Below are 17,866 nucleotides of genomic sequence, written 5' to 3'. Positions count from 1 at the left end.
GCGAATGAATTCGCTCCTACTGCGGGTTGGACTTATTGCATCGGTTGTGCCTTTTCACACAACCGGTTCAAGGCCCTGGCCCAGTTCGGGTCGTCATTCAGGCAAGGCACCAGCACCAACTCTTCGCCGCCCGCCTCCTTGAACTGCTCCGCTCCACGATCCCCGATCTCTTCCAGCGTCTCGATGCAGTCGGCAACGAATGCCGGGCACATCACCAGCAGCTTCTTCACGCCCTGGGCTGCCAGCTCATCAAGACGCGCTTCGGTGTAGGGTTCGATCCACTTGGCACGTCCAAGACGCGACTGAAACGACACCGACCATTTACCATCAGGAATCCCCATGCGCTCGGCAAAGGCTGCCGCCGAGCGTATGCATTGCGCGCGATAGCAGGTAGCGACCACTTCCGGCGGAGCGGTCATGCAGCAGTTTTCATTCTTGAGGCAGTGGTTGCCGGTAGGGTCGAGCTTGGTCAGGTGCCTTTCCGGCAGGCCGTGAAAACTCAGCAGCAGGTGATCGTGAGGCTGCTGCAAATGCGGGCGAACGTTTTCCACCAGGGCGTCGATGTACTCGTCCTGATCGAAAAAAGGCTTGAGCAGTGAAAATTCCATTGCCAGCGACTTGGCCTTCACGACCCGCCTGGCCTCTTCAATCACCGTCGTGACGGTGCTGTCGGCGAACTGTGGATAAAGCGGGGCAAGCGTCACTTTCCTGATGCCCTGCCCGGCCAGACGCGTGAGCACTGTTTCGATGGAGGGCTCGCCATAACGCATCGCCAGCTCGACCGGACCCTGGGTCCATTCCTTTTTCATGGCCTCCTGCAAGCGCTTGCTCAACACAACCAGCGGAGAGCCGTCATCCCACCAGATGGATGCATACGCATGCGCCGACTGCTCGGGACGCTTGATCAGGATCAGCGAGACCAGCAGCCTGCGAACCGGCCACGGCAAGTCGATGACATAAGGATCCATCAGGAACTGATTGAGATACCGGCGTACGTCCGGCACTGCTGTGGAAGCAGGCGAACCCAGATTGACCAGCAAGAGCGCGTGATCGGTCATGCAACATCCTATTTCAATGGCTTCAGTGGCGGCCCGAAAAGTCACTCAGGGCAGCGCGCAGATCAGTAAATCGGAAGGTAAAACCTGCCTCCAGCAAACGCGCCGGTCGGGCACGCTGGCCACCCAGCAGCAGCACGGACAACTCACCCAGCGCCACACGCAACACCAGCCCCGGCAACGGCATGAAGGCGGGCCGCCCCAGGACACCCGCCAGCGTTTTGCCAAACTCACGATTGCGCACCGGTGTGGGCGCGCAGAGATTATAAGGACCTCGGGCATCGCGACGGTTCAACAGAAAATCAATCGCCGCGATTTGATCTTCGATATGAATCCAGGGCATCCATTGCCGGCCATTGCCGATCGGGCCACCCAGGCCCAGCTTGAAAGGCAGCAGCAAGCGCTTCACAAAACCGCCCTGATCCGACACCACAAGGCCCGTACGCAGCAGCACCACGCGAATGCCCAAGGCTTCGGCACGCTGAGCGGTTTCTTCCCAGGCGCTGCAAAGCTGGCTGGCGAAGTCTTCCTTGATCGGTCGCGAGCTTTCATCAAGCTCGTGTTCACCCGAATCGCCATACCAGCCGACCGCAGAGCCGGAAATCAGCACTTCGGGCTTTTGCTGCCGCCCTTCCAGCCAGGCCAGCAGTTGCTCGGTCAGGCCAATACGGCTGCTCCACAGTTGCAACCTGCGCTTGCGCGTCCAGGGCCGGTCGGCTATCGGAGCGCCCGCGAGGTTGATGACGGCATCGATGGATTGCTCGTTCAGTTCTTCCAGACGGGCGATGCCACGCACCGACGGACCACAGAGCCCAGCCACGTCAGCGGGCCGACGGCTCCAGACCGTCAATTGATGACCTTGCGCAGACCAGAGTCGGCAGAGTGCTCGTCCGATCAAACCTGTACCGCCGGTCAGCAATATGTGCATGGCAGGTTACCTCGCGTGGCGTTCGTGGCAATTGAGTAGTCTATTTTTTACGGGTCTGGCTTATCCGCAAAAGCAAAATCCTTTGCTCAACCATAGGCCACGCCTGAATGAATCGGAGCTTTACTGCCCAGCCCGGGCAGTTGGCCCATTGTCTACAGGCAACAGACTGACCGTCGTGAAGCGCATGGGTTGCAGTTGACTATAAGCCGTAAAATCGAGAACGACTGCAAGTTATACCAAAAACGGAGATTGTACAGGTTTTAACTACGGCGTAGTCTGTGCAGACAAGGTAACGAGGCCCCTATGACTGTACCTATCGCAATCATCGGTACCGGTATCGCCGGACTCTCTGCTGCTCAGGCGCTCAAGGCTGCCGGGCACGACGTACATCTTTTCGACAAAAGCCGCGGCAGCGGCGGACGAATGTCGAGCAAGCGAAGTGAGGCAGGTTCTCTCGACATGGGCGCGCAGTATTTCACTGCCCGTGATCGTCGCTTTGTGGCAGCCGTCAATCAGTGGCAGGCCAAAGGTCACGTGGCCGAATGGACACCCTTGCTGTACAACTTCCATGGCGGCAGGCTCAGCCCGTCGCCGGACGAGCAGGTACGCTGGGTCGGCACACCGGGCATGAGCGCCATTACCCGCGCCCTTCTGGACGATTTGCCCGTGACATTCTCGTGCCGCATCACCGAAGTCTTTCTCGGTGAAGAGCACTGGAACCTGCAAGACGCCGATGGCAACAACCACGGCCCTTTCAGCCATGTTGTCCTCGCCATACCGGCGCCTCAGGCAGCGACGCTGCTGGCGGCGGCACCGAAACTGGCAAGCGTGGTCACCGGCGTGAAAATGGACCCGACCTGGGCCGTTGCCCTGGCCTTCTCCACCCCGCTGCAAACCCCGATGCAAGGCTGTTTCGTACAGGACAGCCCGCTGGACTGGCTGGCGCGCAATCGCAGCAAACCTCAACGTGACGACACCCTGGACACCTGGGTTCTGCATGCTTCCAGCAGTTGGAGCAGGCAACATCTGGACATGCCCAAAGAGCAAGTCATCGAACATCTGCATGGTGCATTTGCAGAGCTGATCGACTGCCCGATGCCTGCTCCGGTCTTCAGCCAGGCACACCGCTGGCTGTATGCACGACCGGCCGGCTCTCACGAATGGGGCGCACTTTCCGATGCCGACCTGGGCATTTACGTCTGTGGCGACTGGTGCCTGTCCGGTCGCGTCGAAGGCGCATGGCTCAGCGGCCAGGAAGCTGCACGCCGTCTGCTGGAACACCTCAAGTGAATACCATCAATCCCCGCAAACTGCTGCTGTCGAAATGGACCGCAGCAGTGCCGCTCAACCGCGAAAAACACTTTCTGGTGACCGAGCTGTTCAAGGACGAGGAAGGCACGGTCCTGGAGATTGAACTGCAAGCCGTGATGACTCACCGCAGCGAACGCTTGCCGTGGCAGGTCCTGCAGAACTCCGAGGTCTGGCGCATGGGCTGGAAGTGAGCGGGCCCGCTTCCTGAATAAACACGCCTGAAATTCTTGTACAAAGAATTTGACTTGTACAGCTACAAACCTATGATGAGACAAGTTGTACAGACTTATTGATCTGTACAAGTCTTGCGTAGGGGTTTGTGATGTCAGCGCCTGTGATCGATAAGCCAAAACTGGGAATCAGCGCCTGCCTGCTGGGTGCGGAGGTACGCTTCAATGGCGGCCATAAAGAGTCGCGCCTGTGTACTCGCGCCCTGAGTGAGTATTTCGATTTCGTACCGGCCTGCCCGGAAGTCGCCATCGGCATGGGCATTCCACGAGAGCCGATCCGGCTGGTGGGCGACCCGATAAATCCCCAGGCAGTGGGCACCGTCAACAGAGAGCTGAATGTCACTCAGGCTCTGGCCGATTACGGGCTGCACATGGCTGGCGAAATGGGCGATATCTGCGGTTATATTTTCATGCAGAAATCACCGTCCTGTGGCCTGGAGCGAGTCAAGGTCTACCACGAGAACGGTTCGCCCGTGGATGGCGGTGGACGCGGCATCTATGCCCAGAGCTTCTGTGCCAGTCACCCCGACTTGCCGGTCGAAGAAGATGGCCGGCTCAATGACGCCGTGCTGTTGGAAAACTTCGTCACCCGGGTATTCGCCTACGCTGCCTGGCAAAAGCTGCTGAAAGACGGCGTGACCCGCCGCGCCTTGAGCGAATTCCATTCGCGCTACAAATATCAGCTCATGGCCAGCAATCCACAGCAATACAAGGTATTGGGCAACATGCTGGGCAGCATGGGCCGCAGCGATCCCAACGAGATCGCCCCACGCTATTTCAGCCAACTGATGGCAGCACTGAAAAAATGCGCCACCCGCCGCACCCATACCAACGTGCTGCAACACCTCAGCGGCTACCTCAAGAATCACCTCGATACCGAGGACAAGCAGGAAATCCAGCGCCTTATCTCTCAGTACCATCAGGGCATCGTGCCCTTGATCGTGCCGCTGACCCTGCTCAAGCACCACTTTCGCCAACACCCCGATCCGTATATTGCGCTGCAGGTTTACATGCAGCCGCATCCGGAAAACCTGAGCCTGCGAAATGCGATCTGAACCATGAACGATACAAACCAGGAAGCGCACCAGCAGGATGACTGGCTGCCGATCCGTGAAGTCGCACGCCTGACCGGAGTCAACGCCGTTACCCTGCGAGCCTGGGAACGACGCTATGGCTTGATCGTCCCTCATCGCACCGCCAAGGGACATCGGCTGTACACCCAGGAGCATGTGCATCGGGTGATGACGATCCTGACCTGGCTCAACCGCGGGGTATCCGTGAGTCAGGTCAAGGCCCTGATCGATGAGCAACAACCGGAAAGCTTCACCCCCGGCAACGACTGGGATGCCTTGCGCCAGACGCTGTTGCAGGCCATCGGCGAACTGGCCGAGCGCCGGGTCGACGATGTGTTCAATCAGGCGATGTCGCTGTATCCACCCCGGACTTTGTGTGAGCAATTGTTGCTGCCGCTGCTGGCCGAGCTGGAAAAGCGCTGGCAGGGCAAGTTCGGCGCGCAGATGGAGCGGGCGTTCTTTTATTCGTGGCTGCGCAGCAAGCTCGGCGCACGCATCTACCACAACAACCGGCAACTCAATGGCAAGCCGTTACTGCTGGTGAACCAGTCCGACCTGCCGCTGGAGCCGCATTTGTGGCTCGTGGCCTGGCTGGTCAGCAGCGCCGACTGCCCGGTGGAAGTCTTCGACTGGCCGCTGCCCCCAGGCGAACTGGCGCTGGCCACCGAATACCTGCAACCACGCGGCGTGCTGCTTTATTCCAGTAAATCGCTGAATCCTGCTCAATTGCCAAGGTTATTGAGCAACATTTCCTGCCCGATCGTTCTCAGCGGATCAACGGTACAGATCCACTATGCCGATTTGCTCGTATGTGCGAACGAGATTGCAGGATTGACCCTTGCTCAAGATCCGCTCAGTGCACAGATCGAACTGAACAGGCTCGGACTCATTTAAGGATTTCACATGCAACTGTTTTGGCTGCGTAGCGATTTGCGCGTTCACGACAATACCGCCCTGGCCGCTGCCATGGAGCGGGGTCCGACGCTTGCGGTGTATCTGGTCAGTCCCACTCAATGGCAGAACCATGACGATGCCGCCTGCAAGGTGGATTTCTGGCTGCGCAATCTGGTCGAGCTGGAAAAAGCCCTCGCCGGGCTGAATGTTCCATTGCTGATCCGCGAAGCCGACACCTGGGACAAAGCCCCTGAAGTGCTGGCAACGCTCTGTGCGGAGCATGCCGTCAAAGGCGTGCACACCAATGAAGAATACGGCATCAATGAAAGCAACCGCGATCAGGCGGTAGGCCAGACGCTGGAAAAAGCCGGTGTCCATTTCAACAGCTATCTGGATCAACTGCTGTTCAAGCCTGGCAGCATTCTGACCAGGACCGGTGGCTACTTTCAGGTCTACAGTCAGTTCCGCAAGGTCTGCTATGCACGCCTGCACGAAGCGATGCCGCGCCTCATCAATCTGCCAAAAGCCCAGCAGCCGCTGTCGATCAAAAGCGATTCGGTGCCCGATCAGGTCGAAGGTTTTGCCACCCCGTCCAAAACACTGCGCGAACTCTGGCCTGCTGGCGAACACGAAGCCCGCCAGCGCCTGGCTACCTTCAGCGACGATCAGATCCGCTACTACCAGAGCGAACGGGATTTCCCTGCAAAGCCCGGTACCAGCCAGTTATCGGCCTACCTCGCAGCCGGTGTGATTTCACCCCGCCAATGCCTGCACGCCGCACTGATGAGCAATGACGGAGAGTTCGAGACCGGAAACACCGGAATAGTGACCTGGATCAATGAACTGTTGTGGCGGGAGTTCTATAAACACATTCTTGTGGGCTACCCTCGTGTTTCAAGGCATCGCGCATTTCGCCCGGAAACCGAAGCCGTCAAATGGCGTAATGCTCCAAGCGAACTGGCCGCGTGGCAGGAAGCCCGCACCGGTTTGCCCATCATCGATGCTGCCATGCGCCAGTTGCTGGAAACAGGCTGGATGCATAACCGACTAAGGATGGTCGTTGCAATGTTCCTCACCAAGAACCTGCTGATCGACTGGCGCGAGGGCGAGCGCTTTTTCATGCGCCACCTGATCGACGGGGATCTGGCAGCCAATAACGGCGGCTGGCAGTGGAGCTCATCCACAGGCACCGACTCGGCCCCTTATTTCCGCATCTTCAATCCACTGTCGCAATCGGAAAAATTCGATCCTGAAGGGCGTTTCATCAAGCACTGGTTGCCGGAACTGGCCAGCCTCAACAAGAAAGAGGTGCATAACCCGGCGCTTGTGGGCGGGCTGTTCGGTGTCGCCAACTATCCGTCCCCGATTGTCGACCTGAGCAAGAGCCGCGAGCGGGCCCTGGCCGCGTTCAAGGCCCTGCCCCATCGCCAGCCTGCAGCGGATGCGCTCCATGAGTGAATTCCTGCAACGCTTCGCCCATGACTTCGCAGCCCTGAACAAGGACAACCTTGAGCGGGTGGCCGACCTGTACAGCGACAACGTGTCGTTCACAGACCCGCTGCACCATATTCAGGGCCTGTCGGCCATGCAGGACTACTTCGCCCAGCTGTACAGCAATGTCAGTGACCTGCATTTCGATTTCCACCACTTCGATGAAGTCAGGCCCGGCGAAGGCTATCTGGTCTGGACCATGAGTTACTCACACCCGCGCCTGAAAAAGGGTCGGGTCATCAAGGTCGAAGGCTGTTCGCATCTGCATTGGCACGAAAAGGTTTACCGGCACCGGGATTACTTCGATGCCGGCGCATTGCTCTATGAACACCTCCCCATCATGGGAGGCTTGATTGCCTGGCTGAAGAAGAGGTTGGCATGAACACGTCATATGCACGTCGTATCTGGTTGACTGGTGCCAGCAGCGGTATTGGCCTCGCCCTGGCAAAAGAGTTGCTCGACGCGAAGCACCAACTGGCGCTGACTGCCAGAACCGAAGCGCCCTTGCAGGATTTGTCGAACCGTTATCCGGGTCAGGTGATGGTGCTCATCGGCGATATCACCGATGGAGAGCAAGTCAAGAACATGGGCGATCGTATCCAGCAGGAATGGGGGGCTCTGGACAGCGCCATCCTCAATGCCGGGACCTGCGAGTACCTTGACGCCCAACATTTCGACGCCGCGCTGGTTGAACGGGTGATTCGTACCAACCTTCTGGCCACCAGCTTCTGTATTCAGGAAGCACTGCCTTTGTTGCGCAAAGGAATAAAACCCCATCTGGCTGGCGTGGCCAGTGCGGTGACTTATCTGCCACTGCCACGGGCCGAAGCCTATGGCGCCTCGAAAGCCGGCATGCGTTACCTGCTGGAATCGCTGCGCCTGGACCTGGCCTGTGAAGATATCGACGTCACCGTGATCAGCCCGGGCTTCGTCGAGACGCCACTGACCGCAAAAAACGATTTCCCGATGCCCATGCGCTGGCCGGTGGAAAAGGCAGCCAGCTACATTGCCAAAAAAATGGAGCTGCCCCGGCGCCCGCTGGAGATATCGTTCCCCGGCCCGTTCATTCTCAGCCTGCGCCTGCTGGCCCTGCTGCCAGCCCGTGCAAGGTTCGCCATTGGCAAACGCATGGCTCGCACCCCTACCTCGAATAAGGACGTTCAATGAAGATCGCCATCATCGGCAGCGGCATCTCGGGCCTGACCAGCGCCTACGTGCTCAACCGCTCCCATGAGATCACCGTGTTCGAGGCATCCGACTGGATCGGCGGCCACACGCATACCGTGGATGTGCAAGTCGCGGGACGTGCCTACGCCATCGATACCGGCTTTATCGTCTTCAATGACTGGACCTACCCCAACTTCATCAAGTTGCTCGGCCAGTTGGGCGTGTCATTCAAACCGGCCGAAATGAGTTTTTCGGTGCATGACCCGCGCAGTGGCGTCGAATACAACGGCAACAACCTCAACAGTCTGTTCGCCCAGCGCAGCAACCTGCTGTCGCCAAAGTTCTGGGGCATGCTGAGCGATATCCTGCGCTTTAATCGCCAGTCAGTGGCCGACCTGGAAAACCAGCGCATCGCGGCAGACACGACCTTGGGCGAGTATCTGAAAAACGGTCGTTATGGCCAGCGCTTCATCGATCATTACATCGTGCCCATGGGCGCAGCCATCTGGTCGATGTCACTGGCAGACATGCTGGGTTTCCCCCTGCAATTCTTCGTGCGCTTCTTCAAGAACCACGGGCTGCTTTCTGTCACTCACCGCCCACAGTGGTGCGTGATCGAGGGCGGTTCCAGAAGTTATATCGAGCCGCTGACCGCATCGTTCAAAGACCGTATTCGCCTGTCCTGCCCCGTGCATCGGGTCGAACGCGACAGCGAAGGCGTCACACTGCACAGCGCGGCGGGCAGCGAACGCTTCGACAAGGTGATCTTCGCCTGTCACAGCGATCAGGCCTTGCAACTGCTGGCCCAGCCTTCGCAGACCGAACAGGACATCCTCGGCGCCCTGCGTTATGCCGAGAATGATGTGGTCCTGCACACCGACACCAAACTGCTGCCCAAGCGCACGCTGGCCTGGGCCAGCTGGAACTACCGTCTTGGCGGTGGCGAACAGCAACTGGCGGCGGTCACTTACGACATGAACATTCTGCAAGGCATCCAGAGCGATACCACGTTCTGCGTCAGCCTGAACCAGACCGACGCCATCGACCCGGCGAAGATTCTCGGCCGCTATCGCTACGCTCACCCGCAATACAGCCTGGATGCCATTGCGGCCCAGGCGCGCTGGCAGGAAATCAACGGCGTCGAAAACACCTTGTACTGCGGCGCCTACTGGGCCAACGGTTTCCACGAAGACGGTGTCGTCAGCGGCCTGCGCGTGGCCGAAGCCTTGGGTGAGTCGCTGTGAACAGCGCCCTTTACAGCGGCTGGATCACCCATCGGCGCTTTGCGCCAAGGGCCCACGAATTCAACTATCGAATCGGCCTGCTCTATCTGGATCTGGACGAGCAGGACGCCGTGCTCAACTTGTCACCGCTGGCCGGGGACAAGCGCTTTTCGCCGTTTTCATTCCGGGAGCATGACTATCTGCCGGAACTGACCGGGCGCGGCGTGCCGCTGATCGAAGCGGTACGCGAGCGGGTCGGGATAGCGCTGGGTCATATGCCGCTGGGTCGGGTCTGCCTGCTGACCCAGGCCCGCAGTTGGGGTTTGTCGTTCAACCCGGTGAGTTTTTTCTACTGCCATGAAGTCGACGGATCACTGGCCGCCATCCTGTGTGAAGTCACCAATACACCCTGGGGCGAGCGGTATCACTACGTCCTGCCCGCCACTGGCGAAGGCCATCAGCACTTCGCCGTGGCCAAGGCATTTCATGTGTCTCCGTTTCTGCCACGCGACCTGGAATACCGCATGAGCTTCAGCCAGCCCGCCGAAAGAATCGGCGTGCACATGGCTGACTGGCAAGGTGAGCTGAAGGTGTTCGACGCCACACTCAACCTCAATCGCCAGCCTCTCAGCCGCCAGACGCTGCATCGCTATCTGCTTGCCTATCCCTGGATGACCGCCAAAACCTGTCTTGCGATCTATTGGCAGGCCGTACGCCTGCTTCTCAAGCGCATCCCGATTTTCAATCATCAGACTGCTGACGGTGAATACCGTACTGGCACCCCGCAACCCAAGGATCGACATAATGAAAAACATCAGTAGTAGTGGTTTTTCTGCCAATCTGGGTACCCATAATCTGACCACCAACTTCCTGCGCCGTGGCGTATTGCGCCAGCTCGCAAAACTGCGCAACGGCCAGCTGGTAGTCAATGACGGCTCGGAACGCCATGTATTCGGCAAGGCCGGAGCGCTGATTCAGGCAGAAATCCATATCCGCGATTCCGCGATCTGGGGGCTGGTTGCCAGCGGCGGTTCCATCGGCGCAGGCGAAGCCTTTATTCATGGCTACTGGACCACGCCGGATCTGACGGCAGTGGTGCGGGTGTTCGTCAGCAACCTCGATGTGCTCGATGCCATGGAAGGCGGCATTGCACGCCTGACACGCCCCATGGTCCAGGGCCTGCACTGGCTCAACCGCAATACCCGTAAAGGCTCGCAGAAAAACATCTCGGCCCATTACGACCTGGGCAATAAATTGTTCGAGCAGTTTCTCGACCCGACGATGATGTATTCCGCCGCTCAATTCCTGAACGAGAACGACAGCCTCGAACAAGCCCAGTTGAACAAGCTGGAGCGCATCTGCCAGAAACTGGCCCTCAAACCCGAGGATCATCTGCTGGAAATCGGTACAGGCTGGGGCAGCATGGCGATTTATGCCGCGCAGCATTACGGTTGCCGGGTTACCACTACCACGCTGTCAAAAGAGCAGTTCGCCTACACCGAACAGCGGCTGGCGCAACTGGGCCTGCAGGACCGCGTGACCCTGCTGCTCAAGGATTATCGCGACCTCACCGGCCAGTACGACAAGCTGGTGTCCATCGAAATGATCGAAGCAGTGGGCCACAGGTTTCTGCCGACCTACTTCAAGCAGTGCTCGCACCTGCTCAAGAGCAACGGGCTGATGCTCTTGCAGGCCATCACCATTCGCGAGCAGCGTTATGAGCAGGCCAGGAAGAACGTGGACTTCATCCAGCGCTATATCTTCCCGGGTGGTGCCTTGCCATCGGTCCACAAGATGCTGGAAATCGTCGGCGGCGACACCGACATGAACCTGCTGCACATGGAAGACTTCGGCCTGCATTACGCCCGCACCCTGCACCTGTGGCACGAAAACTTCAAACAGGCACACAGCGCCTTGCTGGACCTGGGCTACGACGAATACTTCCTGCGTCTGTGGGAGTTCTATCTGTGCTATTGCGAAGGTGGTTTTCTGGAGCGAACCATCGGCACCGCGCAGTTGCTGCTGGCCAAACCCGAGGCATTGCGTGCTCCGGTACTGGGGCTCTTCGATGCTTAAAACCGTCGCCAATGCAGTGCTGTTCCAGATCGGCTGGTTCACCTGTGTGCTGGGCGGCAACAGTTACTGGCTGCTGATTGCAGCCGGTGTACTGGTCATACACCTGTTGTGGACAAGTTCCTGGGCGCGTGAGGGCAGATTGCTGCTGGCCGTCACAGTTCTGGGGACTCTGCTGGACAGTGTCCTGATGAATCTCGGGGTATTCGATTTCGGCACCAGTGGCCCACTGATTCCTGCATGGCTGGTACTACTCTGGGCGGTGCTGGCAACCACGCTCAATCATTGTCTGGCCTGGACTGCCAAACCCTGGTGGCGTGCCAGCCTGCTTGGCGCGATTGGCGGTCCGATGTCTTACTATGCCGGCTCACAACTGGCGCAGGCCCAGTTTCCAATGGGGTTATGGCCAAGCCTGCTGATACTGGGCGCGGTCTGGGCCGTCGTCTTTCCTTTGCTTCAGGGGCTGGCTGCTCATCCACTCATCAACCGACACACCGGAGCCCACCACTGAAAGCCCCGCTCATTACCCTGACCCAGATTCCAAGCGAACCGAAAGTCACCTGCTCGACCTGCGCAGCCTGCTGTTGCCAACTGGAAGTGATGCTCATCACAGACACAGGCGTGCCCGCGCGTTATATCGATACCGATGAATGGGGCGGCGAAGTCATGCTGCGCCTGGATGACGGCTGGTGCGCGGCGCTGGATCGCAACACCATGATGTGCACCATCTACGAAAAACGCCCGCTGATCTGCCGCGAATTCGAAGAGGGTTCTGAAGAGTGCCTGAATGAACGGCTGGGGATTGCTACGGCTTATCTTTGAAAGAGGCTGACTTCAAAAACAGGTGGCTGGAACACAATCCATGGGAGGGGCCTTGGCCGCGACAGCCAGTTCAGGCGCTGAAAATGTGTTGTCTTCAGCATATCGTCGCGGCCAAGGCCCCTCCCACACAGTGATTTGTGACCTTAACTGATCAGCATTACCACAAACTCTCCCCCCGCCTTGTCGTTCACTATCAGAACGGCATCTTGTAATGCAGGGCGTAGCTTTCTATCCCGTCGTTCGGCTGCTTGATGCCAGCGTTGGAATAGTGAGTGGCACGAATGCCGATTTCATGACCGCCTGCGAAGCGCAGACCAAAACCGATACGGTCTTCAAAGTTGAAGGCCGAGCCCAGCTTGTTGTCTTCGACCTGGGTGTTGGAGAACACCGAAACCCCGATACCCGCCTCGATGTAAGGCTTCACGCTCTGGCCTGCGAACTCATAAACAAACACTGGCGAGAACGACAGGCTGTTGTTGCTGGAGCGTTTATCGCCATCCCAGTAGGTGTAGGCACCGTCCCAGTAGCCGGTCAGACGGCCGACATCGCTTTTCAGCCAGCTTTTGTCCCAATCAAACTGTACGCCCAGACGATAGGTCATGGTCGACTGGCTGGTGTGGCCTACCGAAAACTCGACCCCATCAGCCAGTACCATCGAGCTTTGCCCTGCGAGAGCAGCCGAAAACACGGCCGCACATAAAAGTCGCTTCATAGAAACATCCATTTCATATGGTAGTTATTGGAAAGTGCTGGAACTTGGCAGACGCAGTTATAGAAAGCAGCAGCAAAGCGTTGGTTCAGCGCCCAAAAAGCTTTTTCACGATTTTTTTACAAACCTAAGCTTCGCACACTGCCAGCGCTTTGCCATAGGGCAGGCAGAATTTTTTTGAAATCATTTGGATTGCCACTCGTCCAGTAGGATGTTTCGCACACAGGACCGGTGGACAACAGATCGGATTGGGCCAGCAAACGCTGGAGTTGACGGGCGACGGCCGCGCCCGTGTCGATCAGGCTGATGGAATCAGGAATCATCTGACGCAGCAGTGGCTTGATAAACGGATAGTGTGTGCAACCCAGAATGATGGTGTCGCAGCCTTCAAGCAGCAGAGGCTCGACATAGCGCCAGAGCAACTGGCGAATGGTCGGGCTGAGCAGATCACCGGTTTCGATCAGTTCCACCAACCCAGGACAAGGCTGGGTGATCACCCGCACATCGCTGGCAAAGCGGTCGAGCAAAGCCGCGAACTTGGCGCTTTGCAGGGTGCCGGTTGTGGCCAGAACCCCCACCACTCCGCTGCGAGTCGCGGCAGCGGCCGGCTTGACCGCTGGTTCCATACCGACAACAGGCCAGCCGGGGTAGCGCTGGCGTATGTGCGCAACACCTGCCACCGTCGCCGTATTGCAGGCCAGCACCAGCGCCTTGGCGCCCTGCTCCCGGAAGAAACCGGCAATCGTGAGACAACGCTCGATGATGAATTCAGGGGGCTTTTCGCCGTAGGGAATATTCCCGCCGTCGGCGACATACAGCAGGGATTCGTTGGGCAGCAACTGACGGATTTCGGTGAGTACCGAAAGCCCGCCGACACCTGAGTCGAAAACCCCTACTGGCGCATTACGGCTAAAAGGCGTGGAAGTGCCGGTCATTGAGCAGCACCGCATACACCGCACGCCGGATCGCGCTTGACCTTCAGTTCCCGGAAACGGGTGCTCAAGGCATCGATCAGCAACAGACGTCCTACCAGCGGCTCGCCAAAACCCGCCAGCAGCTTCAGGGCTTCCAGGGCCTGCAGGCTGCCCACCAGCCCCACTAGAGGCCCGATGACGCCAGCTTCACTGCACGTCAGTTCGGCCTCACTGCCGTGACCGTACAGGCAGTGATAGCAAGGACTCTCGGCACGGCGCGGGTCGAACACCGACAACTGACCTTCAAGGCGGATCGCCGCGCCGCTGACCAGAGGCTTGCCGGCAGCGACGCAAGCCGCATTCACAGCCTCGCGGGTCGCGAAGTTGTCCGAGCAATCGAGCACCAGATCAACGCCTTGCACGGCAGTACTCAGGGAGTCGGAATCCAGTGCAGCGCGATGGGCGACCAGTGTCACTTCGGGATTGATGGCCGTCAGACGGGCCATGGCGGAATCCACCTTGGCCTGCCCGATGCTCTGGCTATCATGAATGACCTGACGCTGCAGATTGGTCAGGTCAACGCTGTCGAAATCGGCCAGATGCAACTCACCCACGCCGGCAGCAGCAAGATAGAGCGCCACCGGAGAACCCAGGCCGCCCAGGCCGACGATCAGGGCACGGCTGCTCTTGAGCCGTATCTGCCCGTCGATATCGACGTGTTGCAGCAGGATCTGCCGACTGTAACGCAGCAGTTCCTGATCGGTCAGCACAGCAGGCATCCAAAGGTGATGCGCTCGTGCTCGCCCAGATCACGTCGGGTCTGCACCCGGTCGAAACCATTGGCAGTCAGCAGGTTGCGCACTTCGGTGCCCTGGTCATAGCCATGTTCGAGCAACAACCAGCCGCCACTGCGCAGATAGGCTGGAGCCTGCTGGACAATAGCTCGCAGGTCGTCCAGGCCATCGGCACCCGCAACCAGTGCGCTGCTCGGCTCGAAACGGACATCACCGGCCTCCAGATGCGGGTCGGCATCGGCGATGTAAGGCGGGTTGCTGATGATCAGGTCGAACTGCCGGTTCTGCTCCAGCGCACTGAACCAATGGCTGTTGAGCACCACGGCGTTGTCCAGTTGCAGACGCTGGCGGTTGCGTTCGGCCAGGGCCACGGCTTCCAGCACCCGATCCACGGCCGTCACCTTCCACAGATGACGCTCGTTGGCCAGTGCCAGGGCAATCGCCCCGCTGCCGGTGCCCAGATCCAGAACCTGAGCCGGCGCAAACGCCGGTATCAGTTCCAGCGCCGCCTCGACCAGCATTTCGGTTTCGGGACGTGGAATCAGTGTGTGCGGCGCGACTTCCAGATCGAGCTTCCAGAAACCCTGCTGACCCAGAATATAAGCCACGGGCTCACCGGTGCGCCTGCGTTGCAGGTAACTGGCGAACGTCAGCGCCGCTTCGGTGCTGACAATGCGCTCGGGCCAGGTATGCAGGAAGCTGCGCGGCTTGCCCAGGGCAGCGGCCAGCAGCAACTCGGCGTCCAGGCGCGCAGTTGGTGAGTCGGGAAGTTCAGCGCTTCTTAACAAGCTGGCGATGATGGTCATTTACTCACCCAGTGCCGCAAGTTGATCAGCCTGATATTCAGCGAGTAGCGGCTCTATCACTGCATCGACGCCACCGGCCAGAACTTCGTCCAGTGAATACAACGTCAGATTGACGCGGTGATCCGTCACTCGCCCTTGAGGGAAGTTATAGGTGCGAATACGCTCCGAACGATCACCGGACCCCACCAGCAGCTTGCGCTCGCTGGCGATGGCATTGGCAGCGGCACTGGTCTGCTGATCATTCAGTTTGGCAGACAACCAGGACATTGCCCGGGCTCTGTTCTTGTGTTGCGAACGTTCTTCCTGACACTCCACGACAATACCCGATGGCAAGTGGGTAATGCGAATGGCCGAGTCGGTCTTGTTGACGTGCTGCCCACCGGCACCGGAAGAACGATAGGTGTCGATACGCAGGTCTGCCGGGTTGATTTCGATCGCCTGCTGCTCGTCAGGCTCGGGCAACACCGCCACGGTACAGGCCGAGGTATGGATACGACCTTGCGACTCGGTTTCGGGCACACGCTGTACGCGGTGGGCGCCGGACTCGAACTTCAGCTTGCCGTAGACGTTTTCGCCTTCGACACGGGCAATGACTTCTTTATAGCCGCCATGCTCGCCTTCGTTTTCCGAAAGGATTTCCACGCGCCAGCCACGACGCTCGGCATAGCGCGAGTACATGCGGAACAGGTCGCCGGAGAAGATAGCCGCCTCGTCACCGCCCGTACCGGCACGGATTTCCAGGAACACGTTGCGCCCGTCGTTGGGGTCCTTGGGCAGCAGCATGCGTTGCAACTGCGCCTCCAGCTCCAGCAACTGCTGCTTGGCTTCACGGACTTCCTCGACGGCCATTTCCCGCATGTCCGGATCGTTGTCCTTGAGCAGCGCCTGGGCACCGTCCAGATCGGCCAGCACCTTGATGCGCTGCCTGTAAGTCTCGATAACCGGCTCTACCTCGGCGTATTCACGGGAATAGGCACGAAATCTGGTCTGGTCGCTGATAACTTCCGCATCGCCAAGCAGCGCGGTCAATTCTTCAAAACGGTCGCTGAGCACATCCAGCTTATTGAGCAGTGAAGCTTTCATTGCGAAGGTTTATCCGTCGAGCCCTCACCGAGGGCAAAAAGTTCCTGAGCCATGGCCAGCGCATCGACGCGGCCTTCGGCAGACAGCTTTTTAAGCTGAACGCTGGGAACGTGCAGCAGTTTGTTGGTCAGGCCACGGGCCAGTTGAATCAAGACCTCTTCGGCATTGCTGCCGTTGGCCAGCATGCGCTGCGCCTTGCTCAGCTCTTCGTCGCGCAGTCGCTCGCTTTGCTGACGATAGGCACGCAATACATCGACGGCCGCCAGTTCGCGCAAACGGGACATGAAGTCCTCGGCGCCGATACTGACCAGCTGTTCGGCCGCCAGGGCAGCACCCTGCCGACTCTTGAGGTTTTCAGCGACCACCTCATGCAGATCATCGACGCTATAGAGGTAAACGTCGTCCAGCTCGCCGACTTCCGGCTCGATATCGCGAGGAACAGCGATATCCACCATGAAAATAGGCTTGTGCTTGCGCAGCTTCAAGGCGCTTTCCACCGCGCCCTTGCCCAGAATCGGCAACTGGCTGGCGGTGGAACTGATCACGATATCGCTGTTCACCAGTTCTGCCGGAATATCCGAAAGCAGCACCGCATGGGCGCCGAACTCGGCAGCCAGAATACTGGCACGCTCCAGGGTCCGGTTGGCAACCACAATACGCTTTACGCCCAGATCACGCAGGTGCCGGGCAACCAGCGTGATGGTTTCGCCCGCGCCGATCAGTAACGCCTGACTGCGCTGCAGATCGCTGAAAATCTGTTTCGCCAGGCTGACGGCGGCAAACGCCACCGATACCGGGTTCTCACCAATGGCCGTGTCGGTGCGCACCTGCTTGGCGGCGCTGAAGGTCGCCTGGAACAGACGCCCGAGCAACGGACCAACGGTTCCCGCCTCACGGGCCACGGCATAGGCGGATTTCATCTGCCCGAGAATCTGCGGCTCTCCGAGTACCAGAGAGTCCAGCCCCGAAGCCACGCGCATCATGTGACGCACGGCGGCATCGTCTTCATGAATGTAGGCACTGGCGCGCAGTTCATCGAGGCTCAGGTGATGGTAGTCCGCCAGCCAGGCCAGAATGCTGTCGGCTGCGAGCTGGTCGTGCTCGATATACAGCTCGCTACGGTTACACGTCGAGAGGATCGCGGCTTCGCGACTGCTGGTAAGACGGCAAAGCTGCTGCAAGGCCTCGACCAGCTGTTCTGGCGTAAATGCCACGCGCTCGCGAACGTCTACCGAGGCAGTCTTATGGTTAATACCAAGTGCAAGGAAGGCCATTCAGGGTCGCTGGTGGTGA

At 58.9% G+C, this 17,866-nt stretch carries 20 protein-coding genes; 12 read left to right on the top strand and 8 right to left on the bottom strand.

The genetic code is table 11. The features are described from left to right. Nucleotides 1-32 precede the first annotated feature (32 nt). A complete protein-coding gene (gene hemH, locus KQP88_RS04350; protein ID WP_216704939.1) occupies nucleotides 33-1,058 on the bottom strand; it encodes a ferrochelatase in 1,026 nt (341 codons plus the stop codon). 22 nt (nucleotides 1,059-1,080) lie between these two features. Continuing rightward, on the bottom strand, nucleotides 1,081-1,983 hold the full coding sequence (locus KQP88_RS04345) for a TIGR01777 family oxidoreductase (protein WP_216704938.1): 903 nt from the start codon (nucleotides 1,981-1,983) through the stop codon (nucleotides 1,081-1,083). 303 nt (nucleotides 1,984-2,286) lie between these two features. Between KQP88_RS04345 and KQP88_RS04340 the strand changes: the two genes are divergently transcribed. The 12 genes from KQP88_RS04340 (at nucleotide 2,287) to KQP88_RS04285 (ending at nucleotide 12,267) form a co-directional block, all read left to right on the top strand. Next, nucleotides 2,287-3,273 carry an NAD(P)/FAD-dependent oxidoreductase gene (locus KQP88_RS04340; protein WP_200995388.1) on the top strand — a complete coding sequence of 329 codons (987 nt, stop codon included), beginning with the start codon at nucleotides 2,287-2,289 and terminating at the stop codon, nucleotides 3,271-3,273. Then, on the top strand, nucleotides 3,270-3,485 hold the full coding sequence (locus tag KQP88_RS04335) for a TIGR02450 family Trp-rich protein (RefSeq protein ID WP_025258617.1): 216 nt from the start codon (nucleotides 3,270-3,272) through the stop codon (nucleotides 3,483-3,485). The genes KQP88_RS04340 and KQP88_RS04335 overlap by 4 nt, the downstream gene beginning before the upstream one ends. Nucleotides 3,486-3,616: 131 nt before the next feature. Next, a complete protein-coding gene (locus tag KQP88_RS04330) occupies nucleotides 3,617-4,579 on the top strand; it encodes a YbgA family protein (RefSeq protein ID WP_216704937.1) in 963 nt (320 codons plus the stop codon). A gap of 3 nt (nucleotides 4,580-4,582) precedes the next feature. Further along, nucleotides 4,583-5,491 (top strand): MerR family transcriptional regulator, encoded by a 909-nt coding sequence (locus KQP88_RS04325; RefSeq protein WP_216704936.1) that lies wholly within the window; start codon nucleotides 4,583-4,585, stop codon nucleotides 5,489-5,491. 9 nt (nucleotides 5,492-5,500) lie between these two features. Further along, a complete protein-coding gene (gene phrB / locus KQP88_RS04320; protein ID WP_216704935.1) occupies nucleotides 5,501-6,949 on the top strand; it encodes a deoxyribodipyrimidine photo-lyase in 1,449 nt (482 codons plus the stop codon). Next, nucleotides 6,942-7,364, top strand: coding sequence for a nuclear transport factor 2 family protein (locus KQP88_RS04315; protein ID WP_198726714.1), 423 nt, complete (start codon nucleotides 6,942-6,944; stop codon nucleotides 7,362-7,364). The genes phrB and KQP88_RS04315 overlap by 8 nt, the downstream gene beginning before the upstream one ends. Beyond that, complete coding sequence (locus KQP88_RS04310; protein ID WP_216704934.1) at nucleotides 7,361-8,149, top strand: SDR family NAD(P)-dependent oxidoreductase; 789 nt, start codon at nucleotides 7,361-7,363, stop codon at nucleotides 8,147-8,149. Before KQP88_RS04315 ends, KQP88_RS04310 begins: the two co-directional genes overlap by 4 nt. Beyond that, nucleotides 8,146-9,393, top strand: a complete 1,248-nt coding sequence (locus KQP88_RS04305; protein WP_200995384.1) for an NAD(P)/FAD-dependent oxidoreductase — start codon at nucleotides 8,146-8,148, stop codon at nucleotides 9,391-9,393. The genes KQP88_RS04310 and KQP88_RS04305 overlap by 4 nt, the downstream gene beginning before the upstream one ends. After that, complete coding sequence (locus KQP88_RS04300) at nucleotides 9,390-10,193, top strand: DUF1365 domain-containing protein (protein ID WP_200995383.1); 804 nt, start codon at nucleotides 9,390-9,392, stop codon at nucleotides 10,191-10,193. Before KQP88_RS04305 ends, KQP88_RS04300 begins: the two co-directional genes overlap by 4 nt. Further along, nucleotides 10,177-11,448 carry an SAM-dependent methyltransferase gene (locus tag KQP88_RS04295; protein WP_216704933.1) on the top strand — a complete coding sequence of 424 codons (1,272 nt, stop codon included), beginning with the start codon at nucleotides 10,177-10,179 and terminating at the stop codon, nucleotides 11,446-11,448. Before KQP88_RS04300 ends, KQP88_RS04295 begins: the two co-directional genes overlap by 17 nt. Beyond that, nucleotides 11,441-11,956 (top strand): DUF2878 domain-containing protein, encoded by a 516-nt coding sequence (locus KQP88_RS04290; RefSeq protein WP_216704932.1) that lies wholly within the window; start codon nucleotides 11,441-11,443, stop codon nucleotides 11,954-11,956. Before KQP88_RS04295 ends, KQP88_RS04290 begins: the two co-directional genes overlap by 8 nt. Beyond that, the gene (locus KQP88_RS04285) at nucleotides 11,953-12,267 is read left to right on the top strand and encodes a YkgJ family cysteine cluster protein (protein ID WP_371856552.1); all 315 of its coding nucleotides are present in this window, start codon (nucleotides 11,953-11,955) and stop codon (nucleotides 12,265-12,267) included. Before KQP88_RS04290 ends, KQP88_RS04285 begins: the two co-directional genes overlap by 4 nt. A gap of 193 nt (nucleotides 12,268-12,460) precedes the next feature. On the opposite strand, the gene KQP88_RS04280 is transcribed toward KQP88_RS04285, so the two are convergent. From KQP88_RS04280 to hemA, 6 genes are all read right to left on the bottom strand, one after another. After that, on the bottom strand, nucleotides 12,461-12,979 hold the full coding sequence (locus tag KQP88_RS04280) for an acyloxyacyl hydrolase (RefSeq protein WP_200995380.1): 519 nt from the start codon (nucleotides 12,977-12,979) through the stop codon (nucleotides 12,461-12,463). A 116-nt stretch (nucleotides 12,980-13,095) separates the two neighbouring features. Next, entirely contained in the window at nucleotides 13,096-13,911 is an 816-nt protein-coding gene (gene murI, locus KQP88_RS04275; protein WP_200995379.1) for a glutamate racemase, read from the bottom strand. Continuing rightward, entirely contained in the window at nucleotides 13,908-14,660 is a 753-nt protein-coding gene (locus tag KQP88_RS04270; RefSeq protein ID WP_216705886.1) for a molybdopterin-synthase adenylyltransferase MoeB, read from the bottom strand. Before KQP88_RS04270 ends, murI begins: the two co-directional genes overlap by 4 nt. Continuing rightward, nucleotides 14,654-15,490, bottom strand: a complete 837-nt coding sequence (gene prmC / locus KQP88_RS04265) for a peptide chain release factor N(5)-glutamine methyltransferase (RefSeq protein WP_216704931.1) — start codon at nucleotides 15,488-15,490, stop codon at nucleotides 14,654-14,656. The genes KQP88_RS04270 and prmC overlap by 7 nt, the downstream gene beginning before the upstream one ends. Further along, nucleotides 15,491-16,573, bottom strand: a complete 1,083-nt coding sequence (gene prfA, locus KQP88_RS04260; RefSeq protein WP_200995376.1) for a peptide chain release factor 1 — start codon at nucleotides 16,571-16,573, stop codon at nucleotides 15,491-15,493. Continuing rightward, on the bottom strand, nucleotides 16,570-17,847 hold the full coding sequence (hemA, locus tag KQP88_RS04255) for a glutamyl-tRNA reductase (RefSeq protein WP_216704930.1): 1,278 nt from the start codon (nucleotides 17,845-17,847) through the stop codon (nucleotides 16,570-16,572). Before hemA ends, prfA begins: the two co-directional genes overlap by 4 nt. Nucleotides 17,848-17,866 lie beyond the last annotated feature (19 nt).

This window comes from Pseudomonas lijiangensis (genome assembly GCF_018968705.1).
Classification (GTDB): domain Bacteria; phylum Pseudomonadota; class Gammaproteobacteria; order Pseudomonadales; family Pseudomonadaceae; genus Aquipseudomonas; species Aquipseudomonas lijiangensis.
This window is presented reverse-complemented; position numbering and strand designations above follow the sequence as displayed.